20 protein-coding genes, 1 tRNA gene and 2 pseudogenes are annotated in these 24,479 nt (G+C 61.1%); 12 read left to right on the plus strand and 11 right to left on the minus strand.

What is annotated here, in order from left to right; translation table 11 throughout:
- Positions 1–85: 85 nt before the first annotated feature.
- Together QXZ94_RS30805 and QXZ94_RS30810 are read right to left on the minus strand one after the other, a co-directional pair.
- Positions 86–598 carry a hypothetical protein gene (locus QXZ94_RS30805; protein ID WP_315724762.1) on the minus strand — a complete coding sequence of 171 codons (513 nt, stop codon included), beginning with the start codon at positions 596–598 and terminating at the stop codon, positions 86–88.
- 91 nt (positions 599–689) lie between these two features.
- Positions 690–1,628 (minus strand): OmpA family protein, encoded by a 939-nt coding sequence (locus QXZ94_RS30810; RefSeq protein WP_315726634.1) that lies wholly within the window; start codon positions 1,626–1,628, stop codon positions 690–692.
- A gap of 269 nt (positions 1,629–1,897) precedes the next feature.
- On the opposite strand from QXZ94_RS30810, the gene QXZ94_RS30815 reads away from it, so the two are divergent.
- Positions 1,898–2,704 (plus strand): lytic murein transglycosylase, encoded by an 807-nt coding sequence (locus tag QXZ94_RS30815; protein ID WP_315724764.1) that lies wholly within the window; start codon positions 1,898–1,900, stop codon positions 2,702–2,704.
- 502 nt (positions 2,705–3,206) lie between these two features.
- Here the strand turns inward: QXZ94_RS30815 and QXZ94_RS30820 are convergent.
- A complete protein-coding gene (locus QXZ94_RS30820) occupies positions 3,207–4,043 on the minus strand; it encodes an SDR family NAD(P)-dependent oxidoreductase (protein ID WP_315724766.1) in 837 nt (278 codons plus the stop codon).
- 156 nt (positions 4,044–4,199) lie between these two features.
- On the opposite strand from QXZ94_RS30820, the gene QXZ94_RS30825 reads away from it, so the two are divergent.
- Positions 4,200–4,604: a response regulator gene (locus tag QXZ94_RS30825; protein ID WP_315724768.1), complete on the plus strand. Its 405-nt coding sequence runs from the start codon at positions 4,200–4,202 to the stop codon at positions 4,602–4,604.
- A 139-nt stretch (positions 4,605–4,743) separates the two neighbouring features.
- On the opposite strand, the gene QXZ94_RS30830 is transcribed toward QXZ94_RS30825, so the two are convergent.
- Positions 4,744–4,890 carry a hypothetical protein gene (locus QXZ94_RS30830; RefSeq protein ID WP_315724770.1) on the minus strand — a complete coding sequence of 49 codons (147 nt, stop codon included), beginning with the start codon at positions 4,888–4,890 and terminating at the stop codon, positions 4,744–4,746.
- A gap of 305 nt (positions 4,891–5,195) precedes the next feature.
- Here QXZ94_RS30830 and QXZ94_RS30835 point away from each other — a divergent pair, with 305 nt between their 5' ends.
- Together QXZ94_RS30835 and QXZ94_RS30840 are read left to right on the plus strand one after the other, a co-directional pair.
- On the plus strand, positions 5,196–6,425 hold the full coding sequence (locus tag QXZ94_RS30835) for a diguanylate cyclase (RefSeq protein ID WP_315724772.1): 1,230 nt from the start codon (positions 5,196–5,198) through the stop codon (positions 6,423–6,425).
- A gap of 19 nt (positions 6,426–6,444) precedes the next feature.
- Complete coding sequence (locus tag QXZ94_RS30840) at positions 6,445–7,071, plus strand: N-acetylmuramoyl-L-alanine amidase (protein ID WP_315724774.1); 627 nt, start codon at positions 6,445–6,447, stop codon at positions 7,069–7,071.
- Between the two features lie 75 nt (positions 7,072–7,146).
- Here the strand turns inward: QXZ94_RS30840 and rpoH are convergent, their stop codons facing one another.
- Together rpoH and QXZ94_RS30850 are read right to left on the minus strand one after the other, a co-directional pair.
- Positions 7,147–8,046, minus strand: a complete 900-nt coding sequence (gene rpoH / locus QXZ94_RS30845) for an RNA polymerase sigma factor RpoH (RefSeq protein ID WP_009029015.1) — start codon at positions 8,044–8,046, stop codon at positions 7,147–7,149.
- Positions 8,047–8,265: 219 nt separating this feature from the next.
- A complete protein-coding gene (locus QXZ94_RS30850) occupies positions 8,266–9,261 on the minus strand; it encodes an RluA family pseudouridine synthase (protein ID WP_315724779.1) in 996 nt (331 codons plus the stop codon).
- Between the two features lie 31 nt (positions 9,262–9,292).
- On the opposite strand from QXZ94_RS30850, the gene QXZ94_RS30855 reads away from it, so the two are divergent.
- The 3 genes from QXZ94_RS30855 to QXZ94_RS30865 all read left to right on the plus strand — a co-directional run bounded on the left by QXZ94_RS30855 (position 9,293) and on the right by QXZ94_RS30865 (position 10,649).
- Positions 9,293–9,631, plus strand: coding sequence for a hypothetical protein (locus tag QXZ94_RS30855; RefSeq protein WP_315724781.1), 339 nt, complete (start codon positions 9,293–9,295; stop codon positions 9,629–9,631).
- Positions 9,632–9,954: 323 nt separating this feature from the next.
- Positions 9,955–10,479, plus strand: coding sequence for a DUF2846 domain-containing protein (locus tag QXZ94_RS30860; protein WP_315724783.1), 525 nt, complete (start codon positions 9,955–9,957; stop codon positions 10,477–10,479).
- A gap of 95 nt (positions 10,480–10,574) precedes the next feature.
- Positions 10,575–10,649, plus strand: a tRNA-Glu gene (locus QXZ94_RS30865).
- 189 nt (positions 10,650–10,838) lie between these two features.
- Here QXZ94_RS30865 and QXZ94_RS30870 read toward each other — a convergent pair.
- A pseudogene (locus QXZ94_RS30870) lies at positions 10,839–11,801 on the minus strand (tyrosine-type recombinase/integrase); the annotation flags it as partial.
- A 752-nt stretch (positions 11,802–12,553) separates the two neighbouring features.
- On the opposite strand from QXZ94_RS30870, the gene QXZ94_RS30875 reads away from it, so the two are divergent.
- Positions 12,554–12,787 (plus strand): helix-turn-helix transcriptional regulator, encoded by a 234-nt coding sequence (locus QXZ94_RS30875; RefSeq protein WP_315724785.1) that lies wholly within the window; start codon positions 12,554–12,556, stop codon positions 12,785–12,787.
- 530 nt (positions 12,788–13,317) lie between these two features.
- Here QXZ94_RS30875 and QXZ94_RS30880 read toward each other — a convergent pair.
- Positions 13,318–14,700 carry a GSU2403 family nucleotidyltransferase fold protein gene (locus tag QXZ94_RS30880; RefSeq protein WP_315724787.1) on the minus strand — a complete coding sequence of 461 codons (1,383 nt, stop codon included), beginning with the start codon at positions 14,698–14,700 and terminating at the stop codon, positions 13,318–13,320.
- A 1,011-nt stretch (positions 14,701–15,711) separates the two neighbouring features.
- On the opposite strand from QXZ94_RS30880, the gene QXZ94_RS30885 reads away from it, so the two are divergent.
- Positions 15,712–16,923 carry an SIR2 family protein gene (locus QXZ94_RS30885; protein WP_315724789.1) on the plus strand — a complete coding sequence of 404 codons (1,212 nt, stop codon included), beginning with the start codon at positions 15,712–15,714 and terminating at the stop codon, positions 16,921–16,923.
- Positions 16,913–18,622: an ATP-binding protein gene (locus QXZ94_RS30890; protein WP_315724791.1), complete on the plus strand. Its 1,710-nt coding sequence runs from the start codon at positions 16,913–16,915 to the stop codon at positions 18,620–18,622. The genes QXZ94_RS30885 and QXZ94_RS30890 overlap by 11 nt, the downstream gene beginning before the upstream one ends.
- A gap of 122 nt (positions 18,623–18,744) precedes the next feature.
- On the opposite strand, the pseudogene QXZ94_RS30895 reads toward QXZ94_RS30890, so the two are convergent.
- The 3 genes and pseudogenes from QXZ94_RS30895 to tnpB form a co-directional block, all read right to left on the minus strand.
- A pseudogene (locus QXZ94_RS30895) lies at positions 18,745–19,479 on the minus strand (IS66 family transposase).
- A 38-nt stretch (positions 19,480–19,517) separates the two neighbouring features.
- A complete protein-coding gene (locus QXZ94_RS30900; RefSeq protein ID WP_315724792.1) occupies positions 19,518–20,009 on the minus strand; it encodes an IS66 family transposase zinc-finger binding domain-containing protein in 492 nt (163 codons plus the stop codon).
- Between the two features lie 69 nt (positions 20,010–20,078).
- The gene (gene tnpB / locus QXZ94_RS34455) at positions 20,079–20,303 is read right to left on the minus strand and encodes an IS66 family insertion sequence element accessory protein TnpB (protein ID WP_409998777.1); all 225 of its coding nucleotides are present in this window, start codon (positions 20,301–20,303) and stop codon (positions 20,079–20,081) included.
- A gap of 1,527 nt (positions 20,304–21,830) precedes the next feature.
- Between tnpB and QXZ94_RS30910 the strand changes: the two genes are divergently transcribed.
- Both QXZ94_RS30910 and QXZ94_RS30915 read left to right on the plus strand, forming a co-directional pair.
- Positions 21,831–22,454, plus strand: a complete 624-nt coding sequence (locus QXZ94_RS30910) for a hypothetical protein (protein WP_315724794.1) — start codon at positions 21,831–21,833, stop codon at positions 22,452–22,454.
- A gap of 639 nt (positions 22,455–23,093) precedes the next feature.
- Positions 23,094–24,110, plus strand: coding sequence for a metallo-hydrolase/oxidoreductase (locus QXZ94_RS30915; RefSeq protein ID WP_315724797.1), 1,017 nt, complete (start codon positions 23,094–23,096; stop codon positions 24,108–24,110).
- Positions 24,111–24,479 lie beyond the last annotated feature (369 nt).

Here is a 24,479-nt window from a genome sequence, read left to right on the forward strand (position 1 = left end):
CCCTTCGGGCGCCCCGGAATGACGAAGCAAGGCGAGAGCGCTCGCCGTTCAATGAGGGACCTGAACCGACCAGTGGCCTCGGCCCTCACGCCGCTTCGCCCTCGGCGACGCCGTGCTGCTTGGCGATCACGCCCTGCCACACGCTGGCGATGGCGCGCTGCGTTTCCGGCGCGATCAGGCAATGGCCCTCGTGGTCGAAGCCGCAGAAGCGCGCCGACGGATCGTGCCGGGTCTCGATCAGCGCCTTGTTGATCATCTCCAGCGAGGCCATCACCTGGCCGATGTTCTGCAGTCGGGTGTGATGCAGGATGTCGATCAGCCGGTAGATCATCACGGGCGGCTGGCCCAGCGCGATGCCCGGGCGGCCGAACTCGAAGAACACGTTCATCGCCGGCAGCACGCCCTGGATCTGCGCCAGGATCTTGGCCGCATCGTCATTGGTGCAGGCGACGAGATGCGCGCCCTGCACCGGCAGGCTGGGCGCCGGCGGCGTCTCCGGGCCGAGCCCGAGCCCCGATAACACCTGATGCTCGATCCAGCGTCGCACCTCCGGTGGCGCCGAGCGGATCTGGTCGGCGGTCAGCGTAATCCCGATCATGGCGTCGTCTCCATTTTGGCCGCGGAGCTTAGGGAGCCGTGATGGCACTGTCTTGACGAGGATCAAGCGGCCGCGACTGCGCGCCACCGTCTCAGGGCGCCACCAGCTCGACCCGGCGGTTGAGCGCGCGGCCCGCATCCGTGGCATTGCTGCCGACCGGGGCGAGCAGGCCGACGCCCGCGGTGCGCAACCGCGCCGGCGCAACCCGGTAGCTGCGCGACAGCTCTGCGGCGACGGCCTCGGCGCGGCGCCGCGACAGATCGAGATTGTAGTCGTAGCTGCCCTGGTTGTCGGTGTGGCCGACGATGAAGACGTTGAGCTGCGGCTGGCCGCCGAGCAGTTGCGCGATCTGCTCCAGGGTCGGCCGGCTCTCCGGCTTCAGGGTCGCCTTGTCGGTATCGAAATAGATGCCGTAGAGCGCGATGTGGCCCTTGTCGCCGAGGCCCTTCGCCATCTCGGCGGCGCTGACCATCTTGTTCTCCATCGCGCCGAGCTCGGCGATGGTGAGCTGCGCGGTGATCTGCTGATTGTTCTGGCTGACCAGGAGGCTGGCATAGGTCTCGCGCCCGCCGGCGGTCTTGCGGCCGGCAAAGTAGCGGTAGTCGAAGCCGTCGACCCACATCTGCGGCACCGGCAGCAGGTCGATCGCCTCGGTAAAGGGAATGCCGCCGCAGGCATCGGTGTCGCAGGCGATGAGCGTCTCGAAACCCGCCTTGGCGAGCTGGCTCTCGAAATTGCGCGACACTTCCAGGATCGAGGGACCGGGCGCGGTGCGATAGGCAATGCGGGTGATGCGGCCTTCCAGGCGCCGCTCATCGGTCGCCTTGTCGGCCTTGAACGGCGCTGCCTGCACGCGCACCGCATCGAAATCCTTGGCGACATAGCCGGTGATCACGCTGCCGGCGAAACGGCCGATGCCCGGAACATCCCTTGCGCCCGCGACATCGCCGGGCTGGGCGGTTGCGGGCGTGTGGAAGACGAGAGCGGTGAGGAGGACCGCTTGCACCAGTGCACCGAGCCGGAACGTCATTCTCATGGGGACCTCTGACAGATGGCGGGCCAACGCCGGCATGGTTGAGGCGCGGGACGTCGACGGGTACGGCGCGCAACGCGCCGCTGAAGACGGGGTGCCTTGCATGAGTGCCGGCGAGGACGCGTTGAGTTCAAACAGGATGACGGACCCGCGTCGCGCGATGGCGATCCTTGCCGGCTGGCCTGCCACCGCCAAATCGGGCATTGTGCCTGCGTCTCGGCGCCGTCCTGCCATCATCATGCTCTCATGCAGGGACCTCTCTCCTCATGCTGTGTTTTCGATCTCTCGTCATTGCCGCCATCCTCTTCTTTGCCTCGCCTGCCTTCGCTGCGCGTTGCGGCGGCGACTTCAACACCTTCATCGCGAGCTTCTCCGCGGAGGCGCAGAGCGCCGGCGTGTCGGGCGGCGTGATCAGCCAGGCGTTGTCGGGCGTGACGCTCGATCCGGCCGTGCTCGCCTTCGATCGCCGCCAGCGCTACACCTTCAACAAGAGTTTCGAGCAGTACGTCTCGACCCGCGTCGGCGCCGGACGCATCAATGGCGGCCGGGCGATGCTGCAGCGGCACGCGGCGCTGCTGTCGAAGATCGAGCAGCAATACGGCGTGCCGCGGCAGATCCTGGTCGCGATCTGGGGGCTGGAGACCGATTTCGGCAAGGGCGACATGGGCAAGCTGCCCGTGATCCGCACGCTTGCGACGCTGGCGCATGATTGCCGTCGCACCGAACTGTTCCAGGGCGAACTGATGGCCGCGCTGAAGATCGTCCAGCGCGGCGATCTCACCCTGCGCGACCTCGTGGGCGCCTTCGCCGGCGAAATCGGCCAGACCCAGTTCCTGCCGTCCTCCTACATCAAATACGGCGTCGACTTCGACGGCGACGGCCGCGTCGATCTCCGCCATTCCACCGCCGACGTGCTGGCCTCCACCGCCAACCTGCTGAAGACCAACGGCTTCAAGATGGGCCAGCCCTATGACGAGGGCTCGGCGAACTTCGACGCAATGCGCGAGTGGAACAGGGCGGTGATCTACCGCAAGACCATCGGCTACTACGCCGATCAGTTGGTGGGACGATAGGGGGCATCTCTCGATCGTCTCACCGCGAATGGTGTTTTTAGTCGGGCAAATCAGCCGCACATTTCCTGATGTCCCGGCCCGCCGGAGGGGCGTTTCGCGATCGTCACGAGGCGTGGGCCGTTGGATGCGATGGGCGTAGAGCTCCGCAGCGTGGCCAAGGCCGCGCCGACGAACGGAGCGATGCGCACGCCGAAATCGTGGCGTCCCGACACCCCGACGCTGGTGTCCCGCGCAACGCGCGCAAGCGCGTTGTCGCGCATGGTGGCCAACAAGCCCGGCGCACCAGGGAGACCACGTATAAGGCGTCAGACCATCGCGCAGGGAGGGCCGGGTCTGTCCGGCTGAACCTGTGGTAACCGCCGCGTGCATTTTCTTTCGCACGCGGGCCGCAGGCCTCAGCCGAGGCCTGGCTCTCCCTGCGCCCTCCCTCTTAAGGAGGGCGACGAATGGCACAACTCGGACGCTTCACGCGCCGCGAGGCTTTCTTCGCTCCACCGCAGGTTCACGCGTCCTTGGCGGCCGCCTTCTCCAGCCGCTTCGCCATCACCTTCCAATAGGTGCCGGGCATGAACCGCTGCAACAGATCCATGAAGCGCGCATCGCCGCCGATCAGGATGCGCGGCTCGTTGCGCTCGATGCCCGCGATGATGCGCAGCGCCGCGTCGCGCGGGCTGGTTTTCGCAAGCCGCTCGAAGCGTTCGATCGACTGCACGCGGCGCGCATTGTCGGTCATGCCGTGGCCGGCGCGGGCGTTGCGCGCGATCGCGGTGGCCACGCCGCCGGGATGCACGACCGAAAGCCTGACCGGGCTGTTCGCCATCGCAAGCTCATGACGCAGGCTCTCGGAGAATCCGCGCACCGCGAACTTCGCCGCCGCATAGGCCGACTGGCCGGGCGGCGCGATGATGCCGAAGATCGAGGACAGGTTGACGACATGCGCCTCGCTTTGGCGCGACAGATGCGGCAGGAAGGCGCGGGTGCCGTGCACGACGCCCCAGAAATTGATGTTGAACAGCCACTCCATCTCGGCCTGGTCGATCTCGGTGAACCCGCCGAACAGCGCGACGCCGGCATTGTTGATGACGATGTTGAGGGACGGATGCGCGGCCGTCGCGGCATCGGCGAATTGCGCGATGGCCAGGGGATCGCTGACGTCGAGCCGGTGGGTGGTGACCTTGCGGCCGCGGGATGCGAGCTCGGCCGCGACACTGGCCAGCCCCGCTTCGTCGCGGTCGGCGAGCGCGAGGTCGCAGCCGCGCCCCGCCAGTTCCAGCGCCAGCGCCCGGCCGATGCCGCCGGCCGCGCCCGTCACCGCCGCCGCTCCGTGAAGTGCCGTCATCGTGGTGTCCTCCCCCCTGATGGTTCGCTCGCATGGGCCGGTTCCAAAAGTCTTGTGCGTATTGCGTCACTTTTTCGCATTGGAACCGAACCATCCGGCGGCTTTGCTTTTAACCCACGTGGCTTTTTGGGAAGACAGATTCTTGGAGGTATTTGCATGGGACAGTCGCAGCCCTTTCGCGCAACGGCGCTGATCGTGGAGGACGATCCGGCCCAGCGTGAGATGATCGCTTTGTTGCTCGAGGAGAGCGACTACGATGTCATCGCGTGCGAGAGCGCCGAGGCGGCCGAGCTGGTCCTGAACAAGCCGGGCCATCGCGTCGTGCTGCTGATGACGGACGTCAATCTTGCCGGCCGCATGAGCGGCGTCGAGCTCGCGCACATCGCCCGCGCGCGTCACCCCCACATCAACATCGTGGTCACCTCGGGACGGCCGCTGTCGCAACCCTTGCCCGGCAATGCCAAGTTCTGGAGCAAGCCATGGGCGCCGCTCGACGTGCTGCGCGAGGCCGAGGTGACGCTGGAGCGTGCGCCGGAGCTGCAGCGGAGGCTCGGGGAATAGGAAGGTCGTCACTCCTTGACGGCCTGGGTCGCTGATCCCATTTCTGAAAGCGCGAAGAGCGGGGAATCGCGGGGTGAGGCGGAGGACGCGGCATCAGCAGAGACCGGGTGGAAGCCGCGCTCCCACCCGGGGAGTGCAACTACTTCTTCTTGGCGGCCTTCTTGGTCTTCTTCGCCGCTTTCTTGGTCGCCTTCGCGGCCTTCTTCGCCTTCTTCGCCATGGAATCCTCGTCAGGAGTTGATGGATTGCAACGCGACTTCGAGGCTCGCTGGCGCAGGCCAGCCATGCATCAGCCTCGGGACGCAATCCCAGCAGATTCGCGAAGCTCTGCCTTACGCCGTCACCAGGGCACCTGCGCTTATCCACAGCTCGCTGCACTCAGCAGCACCACGCGGGCCCGACGCGCGGTGCGGCGCGGTTAACGCCGGGCAAATGATGTCTTCATTGATTCAAAACCAAGGCGCAATCTTGGTTGCGCAATTGAGGAAGCATTAAGTGCGCGGCGCTCATGTTACCGCGAACCACAGGGAAGGTCATGAGCGCTGCGTTATTGATCATTGAGGACAGGACTCGTGACGTCCTGCGGCCGGGATGTTGAACGTTCCGACGCTGTGGACGGCCTTCGTGGTCAACTTCCTCGCACTGGGCCTGATCTGGGCCTATGTGATGCGCAGCTATCCCAACCTGGTTTCGGCCCGCTATTGGACGGCCTCGGCCTTCATGTGTGCGCCGGCCGCGCTGTTCGCGCTGGGCCGGTTCTATTTCGGCTCGTTCGCGCCGCTGCTCGCCGGCGGCTCGCTGATGACGTTTGCGATCTGCCTTGCGGCAATGGGAGTGGAGCGCTTCTATGGCCGGAAGGCCTCCTGGCGGCTGAGCCTTATCGTCGTCGGTCTGACCTGTGCGTCGATCGCGTTCTTCTTCTACGCCTACGACAGCAGCCCGCTGCGCATCCTGTGCTACTCGCTCGGGCAGGCCGTTCCGATGGCCATGATCGCGCGGCTGGTGCTGGACTCGCGCCATGGGCCGGTCAATCCGGGCGCCCGGCTGGCCGGCCTGCTGTCGCTCCTGATCATCGCCGTCTTCGCCGCCCGGCCCATCGCGACCCTGATGGGCGCCGATTTCAATTTCAGCCATTCCACCATCGGCCAGGCGGCTGCAGTGCTGCTGCTGATCTTCCTGTCGATGTCGCTGAATTTCGGATTTCTGCTGATGGCGGTGGACCGGCTGCGCAACGAGGTCGCCGATCTCGCGCTGCTTGACGATCTCACCGGCGTCGCCAACCGTCGTCACCTGATGCAGAGGCTCACCGAGGAATGCGCACGGGCGGAGCGGTCGGGACAGCCGTTTGCGCTGCTGGTGATCGATCTCGACGGCTTCAAGCTCATCAACGACACCCATGGCCATGCGGCCGGCGACGCCTGCCTGCAGCACTTCACGCTGATGGCGCAGACCCGGCTGCGGCCCGGCGACATGCTGGCCCGCACCGGCGGCGACGAGTTCTGCATCCTGCTGCCGTCCTCGTCGCTGCGCGAGGGCGCGATGATCGCGCGGCGCATTCTGCAGGTCTGCCGCGACGACGCGGAAGCCTGTGCCGGCGCGGACGTTCCGATCGAGGTCTCCATCGGCGTCGCCGAGTGGACGCCGGATGTCGGCGCGTTCCCGGACCGGGTGATGGCGCGGGCGGACCAGGCGCTCTATGCGGCCAAGAAGGACGGCAAGAACGGCTTTGCGGTCTATCAGAACGACACGCCGGCGCTGGCGCCGGATCAGGTCGAGGCGATCGTCACATCCCAGCCCCGGCAGGATGCCGCGGCGGAGTAGTCGGTGCTATCGTTCGGCCATGAGGCCGGTCTCGAACTCTCTCCAGGCAGCGCTCGCGCTGCTTCTCCTTCTCTCCCAGCCGGCGAGGGCCGAGGACCTCACTACGCTCGCCCGCTCGTCGGGCACGCCGGACGTTCCCGGCCTGAAGATGGTCTGGCTGGCGCCGTGGGGCGAGCCGGCCAAGGCCCATCCCTGGACCAACATCATCGTCCACCAGACCGAGGGTCCGGCCGGATCGGCGAAGGCCGGCGCGCTGGCGCAGGCCAAGAACCCGAAGAGGCGCGGCGTCACCCTGTGGGTGGAAACCGACGGCACCGTGTATTGGGCGGTACCGGAAACCCTGGTCACGCTGCATGGCGACGGCGCCAATCGCAACGACAACCGCTATATCGACAACGGCCCGACCTACCGCAAGGTCGTGCGCGACAATTCCATCGGCGTGGAGTTCGCCGGCAACTATCCCGACGTCACTGCGCCCCCGACGCAAGCCCAGATCGCCGCGTGGCGGATTCTCTCGAAGCTGCTCCGGCTGCGCTATCAGATCCCGCGGGAGCGGATCTATGCGCACAACTGGATCGACTACAAGGACGCCCGCTATTGCGAGGGCTGTGCGCTCGCCGAGCTCGCGCGCGCCATGCCGGACTGATCCCACATAACAAGAAGCCGGCGTCTCCGCCGGCTCCGATCGCATCAAAACCACCTTCAAGCGAAAGCCGCGCCGTTAATGCGCGGCCTCCAGCGCCGCCGCCTCCTGCTTGGCGATGGCGCCCTTGACGGCGGACTGCACCTTCTCGAACGCGCGCACCTCGATCTGGCGAACGCGCTCGCGCGACACGCCGAACTCGGCGGCGAGATCCTCGAGCGTCATCGGCTCGTCGGCCAGGCGCCGCGCCTCGAAGATGCGGCGCTCCCTGGCGTTGAGCACGCCGATCGCGCCGTTCAGCGCCTGCCGGCGGTGGTCGTACTCCTCGTGCTCGGCCATGATGGCTTCCTGGTTGGGCGAGGTATCGACCAGCCAGTCCTGCCATTCGCCCGCTTCGCCGTCGTCGCGGATCGGCGCGTTCAGCGAGGCGTCGCCGCCGAGGCGGCGGTTCATGTCGACCACGTCCTGATCGGTCACGCCGAGGCGCTTCGCGATCAGCTTGACCTGATCCGGATGCAGATCGCCTTCATCCAGCGCCGAGATCTTGCTCTTGGCCTTGCGCAGGTTGAAGAACAGCTTCTTCTGGTTCGCGGTGGTGCCCATCTTCACGAGCGACCACGAACGCAGGATGTACTCTTGTATCGACGCCTTGATCCACCACATGGCGTAGGTGGCGAGGCGAAAGCCCTTCTCGGGCTCGAACCTCTTCACCGCCTGCATCAGGCCGACATTGCCTTCCGACACCACTTCGGATATCGGCAGGCCGTAGCCGCGATAGCCCATGGCGATCTTGGCCACGAGCCTGAGGTGGCTGGTCACGAGTTTATGTGCTGCGTCGCTGTCGTCATGCTCGCGCCAACGCTTGGCGAGCATGTACTCCTCCTGCGGTTCCAGCATCGGGAACTTGCGGATCTCGGAGAGGTAGCGAGCAAGTCCGGATTCTCCGTTGAGAACCGGGAGTGTAGCTGTACGGGCCATCGAGCGCCCTCCAGTTGGTTCAGGCCCCCGATAGCGGCGGGCCAGGCAAAGCGGTCGCTTGGTTAAAGCCGGCCGGTTTGCGACGTTCCATGCGTCGACCATTCGACGCAGGCGCAACATACACCAAAATTCGCCCTCCGTGGAAGGATTCCGGGGGTCACGACCCCGTGTGGCCGCATTAAGTTTTTGACATGCTTGTATTTTTCTGAACGGCCTGCGTCATACCGCCGCTCGCAGGGCCTCCCCCAGGAGAGAAAGATCCTCCGGAAGCTCCGATTCCCAGCGCATGATTTCTCCGGTCCGCGGGTGCTCGATGACCAGGAGATAGGCATGCAGCGCCTGCCGTCCCAACGATTCGAGCGCCGCCCGCGCCCTGGGCGCCAGCTGGTTCGCCTTGGTCTTGAAATGCGGGCCGTAGACGGCGTCGCCCATCAGCGGGTGCCCGAGATGCGCCAGATGCACGCGGATCTGGTGGGTGCGTCCGGTCTCGAGATGGCAGGCGATCAGCGACGCCACCGGCTTGCCGTCGCGGCCGGTAAAACTCTCCATCACCTCGTAATGGGTGATGGCCTCGCGCCCCCGCGGCCGCACCGCCATCTTGTCGCGCGCATGCGGATGGCGGTCGATGGCCGCGTTGATGGTGCCATGCGGCCGGTGCGGCAGGCCCCAGGCGAAGGCGAGATAGCCGCGCTCCATCGCGCCGGTGCGGCCGTGATCGGCGAACTGCGCGCTCAGCGAGGCGTGGGCGTGGTCGTTCTTGGCGACCACCATCAGCCCCGTGGTGTCCTTGTCCAGCCGGTGCACGATGCCCGGCCGCTTGACCCCGCCGATGCCGGAAAGACTGGCGCCGCAATGCGCGATCAGCGCGTTCACCAGCGTGCCGCTCTCGTGCCCGGCGGCGGGGTGCACCACCAGGCCCGCGGGCTTGTCGATGACGATGATGTCGTCGTCCTCGTAGACGATTGTCAGCGGGATCGCCTCGGCGGCGGGCTCGGCCGGGACGGCTTCGGGCACGTCGATTGTGATCGTGTCGCCGGCCGTGACGTGATAAGCGGGGTCCCGCACCGCCGCCGCGCCAAGGCTCCCTTTAATAAGCGACACCTGTCCGGCCAGGATCAGCGCCTTCAGCCGGGACCGCGACAGCTCCGGCAGCCTGGCTGCGAGCACGCGATCGAGCCGCGGCGAGCCTTCGTCGCCGGCGACAATGACCGTCATCAGACCGTGGGATTGTGAAGTCGAGATGTCCATGAACTCTACCGTTGCGCCCGAGCCGTCCTCGCCCGAGCAGGCCCAGCTGATGGCGCGGCTGCGGCGCATGATGATGATCGCGGGCGTGACCACCTCGATCGCGATCGCCGTGCTCCTGGTCGCCATCGGCTACCGCCTTTTCCGCGGCGAGGGAAGCACAGCTTCAGGCCCGGACCTCACCGCCATGCTCCCGAAGGGCGCCCGCATCGTCTCCACCGGCACCGCCGGCGACCGCCTGGCCGTTACGCTGGATGTGGGGGGCACCACCGAGATCCGCACCTTCGACGCCAAAACCCTCAAACCCACCGGCCGCCTCCGCTTCGCGGTGGAGCCGTAAGGGCAGGGGCGGAGCCCATCCTCCCGCCGCCGCCGTCCTTCGAGACGACTTGCCCCCGATGCGCCGCCTTGGTGCCGGACCCTCATGGTGAGGAGGCGCGCGCCCATCGGCGCGTGAGAGCAAACCGACCCACGTTCGCGCGCCGTCTCGAACCATGAGGCCCGAGCTGGGGCCTTGCCCTTCGAGACGCCCGCATGGCGCGGGCTCCTCAGGGCGAGGAGGAAAAACCCGCGCATCCCTCCGCCTCTGCCACTCCCGGTATCATTGTCCCCCGGTTCCATCTCTGCTCTAAACCCCTCCGGGGAACTCTGGAGTGGGGTGGAATGACCGGACATCTTTCGCGCGCGCTGAGCCTGCTCGCCGCGGCGCTGCTGCTGACCGCCTGCGCCGGCTCGTCGGCGCTGGAATCGCAGACCAAGCAGCGCGACGGCCGGATGGCGCGGCTGTATTTCCTGCGCGAGAAGGGCCTCGTTGGCGCCATGGGCGGCACCGCTGCGACCGCCGAGATCAAGATCGACGACAAATCCGTCGGCGTGCTGCGCAATGGCTATTACCTGTTCGTCGACCGTCCCGCGGGCACCCACACCCTCTCGGTTCAGAGCGGGATTTCGACGGCCTACGACACCGAGGTGCAGGTGCAGGCCGGACAGGTCTATTATTTCAGTCTGGGGATCACGCCCTATGGTCCGCCCGGCCAGGTGCTGTTGAACCAGGCCTTCATCGGCGGCGGCCACGGTGAGCTGCTGGAGCCCAAGTCGAGGTTCACCTCGGCCATGGCCGGCACCGTGATCTATCGGATGGACCCCGCCGCCGGCGCCTCGCTGATGGCCCGGCTCCAGGCGCCGTGAGGCCGGCACCGACAACCGTTCCGCAACGTCGGCTATGAAAATTGCATCTGCCGTCTTGCGGCGCGGCGATTTCGAGGCTATGCGGTTCACCTCACGCTCCCTTCGTCTAGCGGTTAGGACGCGGCCCTCTCAAGGCTGAAACAGGGGTTCGATTCCCCTAGGGAGCGCCAGTTCTGCCTTTCCCCCGCTGATTTCTTTGAGCTTTTGGTCGGTTTTCCCAAACCGGCGGATTGCGTTTGGGGAAAGTCGTTCGCCTTGTGTCCTTCAAGGCGCGCCAGAGCATCGACGGCAAGGCTCGCCTGGTCAGCCTCCTCGGTGTATCGCTCAGCCTCTGCAAGAGTGGTGTGGCCAAGCACGGACATGATCATCTTTGCCGTCGCGCCAGCCTCCGCCAGGCGGCGGCCGGTAGCCTTCCGCAGGCCGTGCGGCTGACAACCAAGCGGCAGGCCTGCGTCAGTAATCGCATCCCGCATCCATTGGCTGAAGCCGTCAACGCTGAAGGACTGGCCGTAGGCGGTCGTGATGATCGTCACGTGGTCACGCTTTGCGACGGCCAAGGCCGAAAGCAGGTCACGGTGGAGCGGAATTAACAATCGCCGTCCTGTCTTTTGCTGCGCGACGGCGATTCTATTCTCGGGCGTGATGTGGGACCATGCCATGCGGACCACGTCGGATCGTCGTTGGCCCGTGTTCAGGAACAGTTCGAAAGCCAGCCGCTGTTTGGTTTCCAGAGGCCACTTCTTGCGGAAAAGCTCGATCTCGTCCTCGGTCCAAGATCTGATGCGCTGAAGCTTGGGTCGCTTTATCCCGAGTGACGGATCGTGCTTGATCCATCCGATGTTGATTGCGTGACGGATCAGAATGCGAAGTTTCTTGAGAGTATCGAGAGCCGCGCCGGGCCGGTCGGCGAACGGCTGAAGAATGCCGGTGATGATGCGCTCGCGAGAAAGTCCAGCGACGGTCCGATGCCCGTGCTCGATTCTGAGGGCCTCGAGGCGTCTGCCGTACCCCTCCTTGCTGGTCTTTCGAAGGCCGATGTACTCCGAGCTTCGCATGTAAGAGGCGATCAGCGCGGAGATTGTGCCCTGAACGGGAGAGCGGATTTCGGGTCTCGACGTTGTCACCTGACCTAGAAGGGCGCTTTGGTAGGCTGACATGAACTCAGGGCTGGTCGGGTCATCTGGCAGGCGAATGCGCCGTCCCTTGCCACGCCGAAATGACAGGTACGTATGCCCCTTGACGTGATTGCGCTCAACGTATGGCGGCAACCTTCGAGGCATCGACATCGCTCCACGTCTCGTCAAGGCCAGGATCATTGCCATCTGAAGGCAGCAGATCAATGGCAGTGTCCAGTTCTCGGACGTCCCATGCTTTCCGGCGTTCACCTAGGATTTTGGGCCTTGGCATAGTGCCTGCTCGCACCATTTGATCAAAGACGTTGGCGGAAACGCAGATGTAGGCGGCTGCCGCCTCGCGAGTAATGAGCCGCGGCTTTAGTGATGACGGGAGAGCCGTCTGCCTTGGCATCGATCGGATACCCTTTCCGAAGCCCTGTGCACCTGCCGGAAAAACGCCGGAGGAGGTGTCTAGGCTTTGGATCGGGTAAGAGTGAAGGCCTTTCCGTCCTTCGGAAGCGTCATCGCGCTACCGGAAGCAAAAGGGTCGGTTCACGGGTTCTATCGCGGGTGCTCATCGTCAGCTTTCGAGGCGTCATTCTGCTCGGACATGAGGAGCTCGGAGACGCGAGAAACAGCGTCCGAGTGACTGCGAATCATCCCGCTCCACGTTCTGCTCTCCCGCGTCTCGCCGCGAAGTGGACCTCCCAAAATCGTGGTGATGAAGCCGCAGACCGGGGCGGCGGACACGGTGCGCTCGCACGCTAAGCTTGCGACTGTAATGACCACGTTGCCATGTTCTATCGCGGTCACTGCCACGGCACGACCCTGCGAATTTGGTTCGGCGAAACGACCTTGCGACACAGAACCTCCTCTTAGGCCGATCAGGCGTTACATACTTTAGTGGATACATACTATAGTTGATAAAAACCATGCGCGCAATGGGCTGACTTCTGCCCATGGACATGCGTCGGTTGGTTGGCCGCAACGTTCTGCGGATCCGAAAAAGCAAAGACATGACTCAGGAGCGGCTGGCGGAAGTCTCTGGCTTCAGTCAACAGTACATCAGCGGCTTGGAGAAGGGTCAGCGAAACCCAACGGTCGTCACGATTTACGAGCTATCGGTCGCACTTGATGTGGACTATCTCGACTTATTGAAGCCCGACGCTCAGTCGAAGAGAGAAAAGGAATAGCGATCTCTGCAACAGCTCCCCACACCGAGAATGCGAAGCACAGCGTAGGTGTCCCATTTGACGCCGTTTCCTGACCACGGTACGGCCGGGTATTGGTTTGAACGAGAAGGGGATCGCAATCGGGAGCAGCGCGGTAGGTTCGGCGGCGGCACGACGATCTACCCCTATCCTGATTTGTGCGGTCTGTCCGTGTTTGAAAGGATCGGCTCTCCCGGGCATAAAGAATGCCTCGTCCGTACCGCGACCAAGTTCAGAAACCTTGATGATTGCGTGGCTGGGCAGTCTCTCTGCAAAGACGTTAGTTAAGTCGATCCATTTGATTGCAGATTCTGCAGATCATAGCTCTCGGCCCTTCCACCATCGCTGCTAACGACGCCTGGCTTGCTGGCCGGCCTGTTCTTTCCCCGCCGAAGGGCAACGATCGAAGGAGGCCCATTCCGGTGGCTCAATTGAGTCCGGATCCTAGACGAGCGGGGCATGTCGTGGTCAATGGCGTTACGCGAGGTTGGTCGGTAAATGGGAATGACAATCTACTTCCGCTTTGGATTTGCGGGGCGCTTTGCTGTCTCTCCGTTCGCCAGCGCCTCCTGGGAGAAGCGCTCGACGTCGGACGTCTTGACCAAGATCGCTCCAGGTTCCTCAATGGGAGCGGACAGATATTTGGCGCGTGCGATCGCCTCAATCCTAGACCTGTTGTTGAGGAAAGCCTCGAGCCGGCCCGCTTTTCCTAGTCCGTCACTGCCGAAATGATCGTCCAAGGCCTCGCGGCTGATCGCGCAGTTGACCCGACTGCCGAGCGCTTTGCCGGCAAAGGTCACGACGTCGCGGCTGGAGTCGTAGCGAGCAGGAGGATTGTCGAAGGACAACTCGATCCCGGGAACGATTGAACGGGGCATGCCAATCACATCGAGCACCGCATCTCGCACGGAAGCATCCAGCAAACCAAACCCATCGAGCATGAGCTGACGCCATTTGGGACCCCGGTCATAGGCCTCCTCCCAAGCAAGCTTCAGATCATGCGGACGCTTCTCAGCAAGAGCTGTAAAAAGTATTTCGGCTTGATGCAGGTCCTTGTCGCGTTTTGCGAATCCCTCAGGGCGTCGACGCGAAATGATCAGTTTGTGGACGGCATATCGGGCTGGTGCCGGCACATGCACGTAAATGCCGGCGCCATGCAGGACGACCGCCGGTTCAGGATCGCGGATTAGGAAATCGAGGAAATGCAGTGGTTGAGCGTCTGTTTGGAGCGCTGGTAGCTTTTGTGGACGTCCCATTTCCTTATGATCATCAGATGTGAGAAAATCAACCCGTAGACCGCCCGCAGCCGAGTAGCTTGTCGCGCGACGACCATCGACGACATTGGATACTGGGCGAAAGCTCTTGTTGACCTCCTTGAGGACGTCGAGCACGGGGGCGGTGCGGTCGCCCACGGCGACCGAAACGTTGGTGAACTGCGCGATGTCGATGTCCATCGTAATTGTGCTAGCGGACGGCAAGCGGAGGCCTAGCATCGCGGCGTAGGTCTGATAGGCAACAGTCCCAACAAGTACGCCCCGAAGACGAAAGACGCCGGCGCGAGCGAGAGCTGCAATGATTTCGCCGATCTCGGGGACAGGACGAGGTAGGCCTAGTGAGCGTACAAGGGTGGAGACAAGCGCTCGACGCTCGCGCTCGTCTACGCGAATTTCCTTGTGGCGCTCTATCTTTTCTAAAAGTTCGGGCGTCTCGGGTCCGACATAGCGTTGGGACCGTTCGGAGCCGATGCCGGTTTGGAAATACCAGTACTTGCGGTGATTGACGATCTTGGAGGTGAAAGCGCCGTCTTCCGCGAAAGCTTCCTGGAAGGCAGCGTTGGCAGTGCGCTCGAGGAGCTCGGCATAGGTCGTCTGGGCAACCAAGGAAGGGACCGGCATAGTCGTTTCCAGAGTTTATACTCAATGTTGCAGGTTGAGTATAAGGGGGACGGCGCCCCTCGTCCAGTGATTTATACTCATTTTGCAAAATGAGTATAGTCATATTGCTCGGGATTTCGGTGAGATCTTTCCGCGCTTTCATCAAGGCAGCAGTCTGCAGCCACGTACCCAAGCTGGCGAAGGGCGGTCGATCACGACCCGGTCGCTGCGCGATCTTGGGAAGACGCTGCCGGCGATCACTCAGGGAGTGATTCAGTTTTGGAGGACGCATTCCAGAATTTTCGCTGCGTCTTGAGCAATTTTCAGGAAGACGTTCCGTAAGCAGGCTGAACTCTCAACTGATGGGGAGTGCTGTTCACTCGCAAGTTCTCTCAGATAACGGAGTGGGACGAGGAGCGATACGAGAGGCTGTTCAGAAGTCCGAGTATCACGTCCTTTTGGCCGGAAGACTTAATGCTCGAACTCACCCGGCCGCAAATCCTATCGCTGGCCGAATCAGGCAGCGTCTCTTGCGCAGCTACAGACTCAAGGAGGGGCGGTTCGCGATCGAGTCTGGACCTCTAGAGGGACTTTAGTTCACTCGTGCTGCAGTACAGTTCGGAGGAACGCAAGGTGGAGATGATCTATGCGTGTCTATCGCAATTTTCACCAAGAGGACAGGCCGAGCTTGCCACTTTGGGCAGGAGACCGAGCCCTAATATATCCGCGTGGGGGCGAACCGGCCAGCCTGCTACAGCTGGCAAGCCGGACAATGGGGCGGACGGAGCATCCTCATCTGGGATGATGAGGCCGACCGCAGCGCGACCCATGAGTCTCGCTTATTGAACGCCCGATTTAGATCAGTCGAATACAGATTGGTGCGGTGCTGCCGCAGAAAGCCGGGTGCCCTAGCACATCGGCCCTGCGTCATCCTCTTCCGCGTCATAGACGATTGTGTTGCGCCCTTAATGCAGGCAAAGATAGCATTCGTCCGCGATACCGTAGAGCATGACGTAACTTTAGAGTTTGGTGATGAAAATCAAAAGCGTCCAGACAGGTGGCGGCTGGGTTGAAATAGACGCTTCTGCGGCCGGTCCGAATGATCAAGACCCGGGGCTTGCCGATGTTCGACGGGTGATGTCCGGCGCTGTGCGCGCGCAGAATCTGGTTATTCTTGCGGGTCTTGGAACATCGCTCTGCGTGACAGATGGCACCCGCAGACTAGCGCCGACTATGGCTGACCTCCTTGCTCACATAAAAGAGGCGTTCAACGAACTTGATAGCGCTGACGCGAAGTTCAAAGGGCGGGGCGGCCGGTGGTCTCACTTTCTGACGCTCTCCAATGTGCAACCGGACAACGGCGATCTTGAGTACATACTTTCACGCGCAAAAGTCGCTTCGGACTTTCTACTGGCTTCGCAAGCGGCAGAAGTCTCCGATCTGTTGGCTATTGCCGAAGGCGTCATCAGAGATAAGGTCGACTTTTTGTCCAGCGACACCGATTTGTCGAAGCACGAAGCTTTTCTAAGGCGGGTCGCCCGACGATCGGCGCGCCGTTCTCGTGTCAAGCTGTTTACTACAAACTATGACCGTTGCTTCGAGCAGGCCGCGCAAAGGTCTGGATTCGTTGTAGTGGACGGTTTTGCATTTGCGAGTGAGGCGATATTCGACTCCTCGCAGTTTTCGTTCGACGTCGTACGTAGAACGTCGGGCGAAGAGAAATCTGATTTCATCGAGAACTTGTTCCACCTCCATAAGCTTCATGGATCTATCGACTGGGAGTTTGACAAGAAAGCTGGGCAAGTCGTTAAAAAGGTAGGAACTAAAGCGCCGCTTCTGATCTATCCGCAGTCGACGAAATACGAGATGGCGTTTAGCCAGCCATACATCGAAATGATGGGAACTTTTCAGACGGCCCTTAGAATACCGAATACTACGCTCCTGATTGCAGGGTTCGGTTTTAATGACAAGCATATTGCCGAGCCGATACTTGGCGCGTTCAAAGGTAATCTTGCGTTGAATATCGTTATCGCCGATCCCAATGCGGAATCACTCAGCGCGGCTGGCGGGAACAAATACATTCGGGCCTTTGGCGAGCTAATTGATAATGGTGATGGCCGTACTGCGCTCGTCGCTGCAAGGTTTGAGGATCTGATCTCGGTCATCCCCGATGCAATGGCTGAGACAGAACTCGAACGTCACAATGAGCGCGTACGGAGAATGGGGGCGTCTCTTGGCAAGTGATTTTGCTAGCCCGTTCGAACGTTCGCGCTATCTGGGTTCCGTTTCGCTCGCCTCTCCGTCGATTGTGCGGGTCAATATGCCCTTTGCGACCGAAGTTGCGCCTTCGCAATATGCCGGACATCGTGTTACGCGAGGTCAGGTGGGCGAGTTCGTCGTTATCGAATCCTATGCGGCAGCTGTCATTGGGCGGATCGTCGAGATCCAGCTGCCCGATCGAGACCGCCTTAGCGTAGAGCCCGAGCGGAGGGAAGGCGATGAAGTGGCGAATCCTATTGGAATCGTCCGGCTCCTAGGCTCCGTTGACCTAAATTTCTCGAAGTCGAGCCGAGGCATCGCGGAAGTGCCCCGGATCGGTGACTATGTCTATCTAGCACATCCGGACTTCATGCGATTTGTGATTGCCGCGACGCAGGGCGCCGCCGCAGATCCCATCATCGTCGGACATCTGCGCGGCGCTCCTGAGACGGGCATCGCGCTATCGCCGGCCTCGCTGTTCGGTAGGCACTGCGCCGTGTTGGGATCGACAGGAGGAGGGAAGAGCTGGTCGACGGCGCGACTCATCGAGCAAATTTCCGCGCGCAAGGGTAAAGTTATGCTGCTCGATCCTACGGGCGAATATCACTCCTTGAGTGACATGGCGCAGCACGTCCATTTGGGCGGCCAAAGAGGTGGCGCCGACGATCTCCGACGCTTCGTCTCGTTTCCCTACCGGCACCTTAATGAGATCGATGTCTTTGCGATCCTTCAACCCAGTCCGGGTGTGCAGGCGCCGAAATTGAGAGACGCGCTCACCAGTCTAAAACTTGTTCAGATTGAACCTGCTCTGGCGGATGCCGACGGCTACCTGATTAAATTGAACGCAGCAAAGCAACCAATTAATAGAGCGTTGTTGAAGCACGATGCCGCAATCCGAGCGCCATCGGCAAATTATGACATCACCAGGTTGAGTCGGCAAATACTGCACGAGTGTGTCCTTCCTATGGGCTCGAGCAAATCGCATTTCGGGGCGGTCCACGATTTTTCTCACAGCGGGTGCGTCACTCTCTGTATGCGCGTGGAAAGCGCAGTGAATTCTCCCCATCTCGCGCCAATATTCTCGCCACCGGCTTACATGGAAGACCTTACCGACGTTATCAGATCCTTCATGATGAACGAAAGCACGTCGGTTCTTCGTATCTCCCTGCAGTATTTGGCGTTCGAGCATCATACCCGTGAGCTCGTTGTGAATGCGATTGGTAGGCATCTTCTCGGCATGGCGCGCGACGGGGCCTTCAATAGAACGCCGCTTGTGGTGGCGCTGGACGAGGCGCATCAGTTTTTAAGCAAGACGGTAGGTGATGACGTTAACAAAGTGCAGCTCGACGCCTTTGGCCTGATTGCCAAGGAAGGACGAAAATATGGACTCACATGTCTGTTGGCGACCCAACGCCCGCGCGATATTCCAGAAGATGTTTTGAGCCAAGTTGGCATGTTTGTCGTTCATCGTCTGATCAACGAGCGTGACCAGGCCGTGGTCGTGAATGCGAGCGGCGTACTGGACGGTTCCGCCGCCGTCTTCCTCGCTAACCTGCGAGATGGAGAGGCGTTGGTCGTCGGCGGTGACTCGATAATGCCGCTGCCGATCATGATGACGCCCCCAGTGCGGCGTCCACATCTGCCGGATGTGGAGCGGAAGACGTGGCTTCATGGAGCAGACTAGTTGTCCGCCTCGCAATAGCTTGGCGGCGCCAGGAGTAGCATGGGGACAATAGGAACGCTTAGGCTGCGGTCGTAAAAATTGTTGCCGTTTCCTGTCTGCTCGACAACGGCGCAGATTGCGACTCAGCGTGGCCGCCGTTCAGGAATCGTGTCAAGCCATGCCAACGCAAGAGCGCATAGCGGATCGCCTCGGCAAGCGTGCTGCGGCCGGAAACCAGGCGGAGCTGTGCGTCGAGAGACGTTCCGCACGTCGACGATTGGCCTGGAGAACGTCCTGCGTTCGGCAGGTTGGTACGCAGGCGACTGGCCGCGGATGCGCGACTCGATCGCTAAGAGCTCTCCGATCCGGCGCAGGGCTTCTGTTGCCACAGGAGACGCCGTGGCTTCGGCCACATCGTAGTTGTCGCGTCGCGAGTGGCTCGATCAAGCTGCGAGCATGATTCCCTCTTCGTCGGCGAGTCGCTCGACGCCAGCCTATCCGTCGACATGCAGGACGTCGTCGAAGGTAGCAAGGTCTGCGGCTGGTTGCTCGGCCTTGCGGTCGGGTGCGAACAGGTAGATGGCGGTCGGAAGTTCGGGTGCGCTCCACGGCCGCTGCTCGCGGGCGTACACCCAAATCCGTCCCGTCTTGGTTCGTCTGCGGCCAGGATCAAGCACCGGGATCGGCGTGTCATCGGCAAAGAGATGGTGGGAGGCGAACATGTTCTTGCACAGCCGTTCGTGCAAGGCCTCGAGCCACCAGCATGCGCCGCCAACCCAGCCTGCGAGCGTCGAGCGGCAGAGATCGACGCCATGACGGTTGAACATCTGCGACTGCCGATAGAGCGGAATGTGATCGCAGTATTTGCTGATCAACACGTGCGCGAGCAGCGCCGACGTCGCCAGACCGCCAGCGATCAACCGCTCCGGCGCGCCGCTTGCACAACCTTGTTGCAGGCTCGGCAGGTGTATTTGGGTCGGGTTGTGCGCACGACGCGAAGCTGAGGTGGTACCCAATCCAGCATCTCGCTGACGCTCTCGCCAATCAGATGGAGAGCGCCGCCACAGCAGCCACGGACCCGGTCTTGCACGTCGAGCAGAACGTCTTCGCGTGGCAGATGATCGGGCAGCGGACGGCGTCGCGGCGGAGATTTGGCTTCCGGCGTGACCTTCGGTTGCGCTTCATCGATGGGGCCGATGTCGCCGTCGAGATCCTCCAGACCGAGTGCAAGCTGATCGGGGTCGATGCGGTCGGAGCTGCGGCCGAACTGCATTCGCTGCAGCTGTTTGATGATGGACTTGAGATGCTCGATCTCGGTGTCGCGATGGTCGATCGCAGCGGCAATGTCGCGCACCAAGCGCTGCAGAAGCTCAGGATCGGATGGGAGATTGGTGAGATCGAGCCGCATGTCCGATGGTGCTCGAACCGGCTTCCTCGTAGAAGAATCGGAACTCAGTTCAGCACTACATTTTGCAGATCATCCTGCAATCGCGGGCTTCCATACGCGTCCTGGCGTGCGCCAGTCGATGCCTTCGATCAGCATCGCCAGCTGCGCCGGCGTGAGCGTGATCGAGCCATCATAACCCGCCATCACCGGCCACACGAAGCCGCCCTGGTCGATGCGTTTGGTGAACAGACAAAGCCCGTTGCCCTCCCAGAACAGGACCTTCGGGATCGATGCCCTTTTTGCCGCGGAAGGCAAACAGATGGCCGGAGAACGGATCCTTCTTCAGCGTGTCCTGCACCAGCATTGCAAGGTCTCCATGCCCTTGCGCATGTCGGTGTAGCCGAGCGCCAAGTGCACCTTCACGCCTGCAGGGACGAACATCATTGCGCTTCATCTCCGCTTTCAATCTGCGCCCGCACCGCATCCGGATCGCTGTCGGATGGAGCGAAGAAGCAGGGGAACGGGCACCGGGCAGGCGTTGATATGCTCGGGTTCGGAACAGGTGAAGCTGCCTTTGTCGTACCGGCAGTCGTCGTAGGCCCAATAAGCTCGCAGTTTGGGGCAGGAAGGGGCATGCCTGAGGCTGGTCTCGATATCAGCCCAGGTCGCAATGCCGTGTTTTTCGATGTAGTGCTGGGCTACTTGGTCCGAGATTCCTTGGTAGCTGAAAGCGGTCACGAGCCAATCGAAGATCGGTGGGGTGCGACCGGCCGTCACGGCGCTTAATAGCCCGTCTTGTCGCGCCTCGGCGTCTACGTCGTCGAGGAACGATACTGAGCCAGCGACCGCACAAACCGTACTGACCAATTTTACGGCGCGGACCCAGGCGCCCGCTGATCTCTGTGCGTGGACGGTTTGGCGCGGTCGAAGCGCTCGCGTGACTGTGCTCATGGCAGCTAGCGCTCATCTTTAGATCATCCGAATTACTTCTCGCTGAGCGTCGCTGTCGCCATCAATGTAGCGCTGTGTTGTCTGAATCGAGCGATGTCCCGCCAGCAACTGAACATCCCGCAGGGATCCACCAGCTTTGTGCACTACGCCAGCTGCTCGCGTGATAATGTCCGACGGCCTGAATACGACGAACAGCCGTCAAAGCCAAGCGCCTCGTAGGCCCGGCTAAACCAGACGACGATGCTCATTGTGTCATCGCGCCACCGCGCTCGGATCGGACGATCGGACGATCGGGCCTCGGCCATCGCAGAGTCGGCGTGCTTCGAACAGACTATCTCGAAGATCGGCATGGAGGGGAATTGATCGGCCGCCGCGCATCTTTGCGATCCTGTCCTGCAGCTCGATGGTGCTGCCGACTTCGCCGCTAGGCCCGAGCACCATATCCCACGTCAATTTGGCGATCTGGGCCGCGCGAAGGCCGGCCTTAACGAGAGCAAGACAATCAGGCGGTTGCGAAGCGGATGCCGAGAGCGTTCGGCGAAAAACAGGAGATCGTCGATGTGATCGGTCGATAGAACCTTAGCCTGCTGCCTGCCATGTCGCGTCAAATCGATTGAGACGCGATTCTAGACCAATTGAGTCTGCGCGCAATGAATTTCTCGCGTGGCTCAGGCTTATAAGGTTTTGGCAAAAAGCTCATCAGTAGCTAGAGCGGTGTGCGCTGACTGCTCATAGCGACTCGAGAGAGGCTTTCGACCTTCTCGGGTGCTCAGACCATTTGCACCTTTCCGAGACCGTCGCAGCGTGTCTCCAAAAGCCAGACTTGTAAATGATACCCGAAGCGTCCCGCTTCCCTTCTCGAAACGAGAAGCCATTTACAGGAGAGAACCCGTGAAGAAAATATTCGTCGACCTGTTCACCTTCGAGGTTGCGCGCGCTCTGCATAGAGATTTATCTGGAATAAGCGATGGTGATAGCATTCCGTCGAAGCGGCATGCGTTAGTCGCAACGATCTCTGCTCTGAACGACTTAGGTTTTCTTATCTCTGAGTATCCCGACGGCGCAATATGGTTTTGCTTTAGTCCGAAAGCAAAGGACTTGGATCAATTTGGGAGCGTCCCGGACGAAAAATTGGAGGAGCTAATTTCGCACGAGATTGGGTTCAAGCTAAAAAGGTCGGAAGTGTCGCGCTCACTTGAGCTGTCTAAGCAGTATCGCGACGATCTTGACGATGGTGCGGTGCGAAGCAGCTGGAGAGGAGTAGGCGCGATAATTGACGGAATACTAAGAGGCGATCTTCGCCTATTGGGTCCTGAGGTAGAAGATGGATTAATCCTTCAGGATCTTACTCGCTCCACACCAGAGGAAGGCCATTTTCAGTGGTTCTCGTTACGCAAGCCAGACAAGCGGCCCTCTCTAGTGGATATTGAAAGTCCGAAAGTCATCAAGGGACGACCAGTTCGGATCGCCATAGGAACCGCGGCAGCACGTCGGAACACGGACGGAAATTTGTAACCTTGGGCGCTCCGACGGGTAACGAATAGACACCATTGTGGTCCTCAAGTCACCGCGGATGAGCTGTGATGAGCCATCCGCGGTGCATCGTTTCTATGAACGGAAGTGATCTGGGCGAAATCCGCCGTCGCCGAGCTGTGCGGACAAGTACTATCAACTAGTAAGATCTTCAGAGAAAGCTCATCGGTTCGCAACTGGATAGGTTTGATAGAAAGCTTGCCAGTTCTAGCTTCGCCGTATCAGAACATCGAGATTAGTTTTCGCTCGGACACACTTTCTGATTGCACTAGGCGCAGTTTTGGAACTAGGCTGAGAGCAAATGGTCATGAATCAAACCTGGCGGACGTTCCCGGTCCACTTGCATGGTTTGCGATTGCTGGGTCGATCCCAATGGCGCTGGTTCCGTATGGTCTTCACTTGGATCTTCCTGAAAAGGTTGTAGCCAGACTAAGCAGAATCGATGGGTCTGGTGAAGGTCGTTCTAGAATTTCTTACGAATTCGACGCGTTGGGTCGACATATTTCCGTAGAGAAGCATGCTGGGTGTCTTAGCTCAGGAGAGGTAGGGCCAGGCATCGAAGCCTTACGAGTATTAACGACTTCCAATCGGTTTGCGGCAGTCTGCGGGAACGAGCCCGAAGTGGGCGATTGGTTTGTTTTTTCGTTTGTGGACAAGAAGCCGAAGCACGGAGGATTGCCGGTTTGGCGCGCGCCGCTCGGCGAGGATGGCTTCGTAGATCTCGCTCGAACTTGGATAGGGCAAGGCGAAAAGATCTCCGACGATCGAGAGCCCCATCGGCCACCGCGGTCGCTTGGGGCAGCCGCGCTGTCGGACCATACCTGGGCGCAAGGCATTAAGGCCGCGTCTGTCTTCCCGGCTGGAGCTATCAAGAGCCGCACGGTGTTGAAGAAGATCCTTGAGGCACCGACCAACATTCGACGGATCAGTGTTCGCGACGTTGGTCAAGCTAGCTATGCCTGCCTGCGCTCGTTCGGGGGGTCTGTTGAGCTCTTTTACGACGTAGGATGGCCTCTCCCTTTTAACAGAAGAACCGAACCAAAGCGTTTCTTCCCCGATCTGGGGCGCGCGCCGGTGGTGATCTCTCACTGGGATTGGGATCATCTATGCTTTTGCTTGAAGAAAATCGGAAGATATCTTTTAGAGTGCAATTGGATTGCCCCGGTTCAGAAGTTGGGTCCCGGAGCTGCGCGGATAGCGCATATGCTGCACAAAAAAGGACGCCTCTACTCGTGGAAGGGTTCGGCAGTTTCCTTTGGCGTTGGGAGGATTGGGTATTGCTCGGCAACACCGAGCGACGCTAACAATTCAGGTCTAGCATTGAAGATCCAGCTTTCATCGAAAGCTTCGGTCTTGCTTGTCGGAGATGCCGATTATCAATTCTTACCCAGCGCGCTCTCTGGTAAACTTGATGGCTTGGTCGTAACCCACCATGGCGCAAGATTTGGTGGCTCGCTTAGCTCGGTACCTCAACCTACGACCAAGAACTCCAAGTGCGTCATCTCGTTTGGTCGAGGAAATACCTACAAGCACCCTCATGCGGATTCGTTGCGACTGCATCGATCTGCAGGGTGGCAGCGAATCGAAACTACTGCCGGCTCGAAGTTCAAGTTTAGGTCAGATAAGCACTTCTACTAGGCTCAAACGTTGCGAAGCGAGATGAGGATCGCTAGGTCAGGGCAAAACTGTATTTTCTTGTCAGTTGGCCAGGACCTAAGTTTCATTTGGCACGCGCTCCGGCGCGTTCAATGTTATCACCGTGCTTGGATCGCTACCGAGCGTTTCATGCGTTCGAGATCAGGCCTCTTTCTTTGCGCGAGTGCGTGTTCGCGATGTCGCCGCTGGCGCTGCCGGCTTGTTGAGCTTGTCGATGCTGAGGAGCAGCTGCCGCGCGAACAGGCGGGCTGCCTGGAACGCATATCGCGTGGACGCGCGGCGCGTTCGTCAACTATCGCCCGCTCGACCGCTGCGAGGCCACAATCGTCGGCACCAAGAGACGGGCAGTCA

This window comes from Bradyrhizobium sp. SZCCHNS2022 (assembly GCF_032377575.1).
In the GTDB taxonomy this organism is placed as follows: Bacteria; Pseudomonadota; Alphaproteobacteria; order Rhizobiales; family Xanthobacteraceae; genus Bradyrhizobium; species Bradyrhizobium aeschynomenes.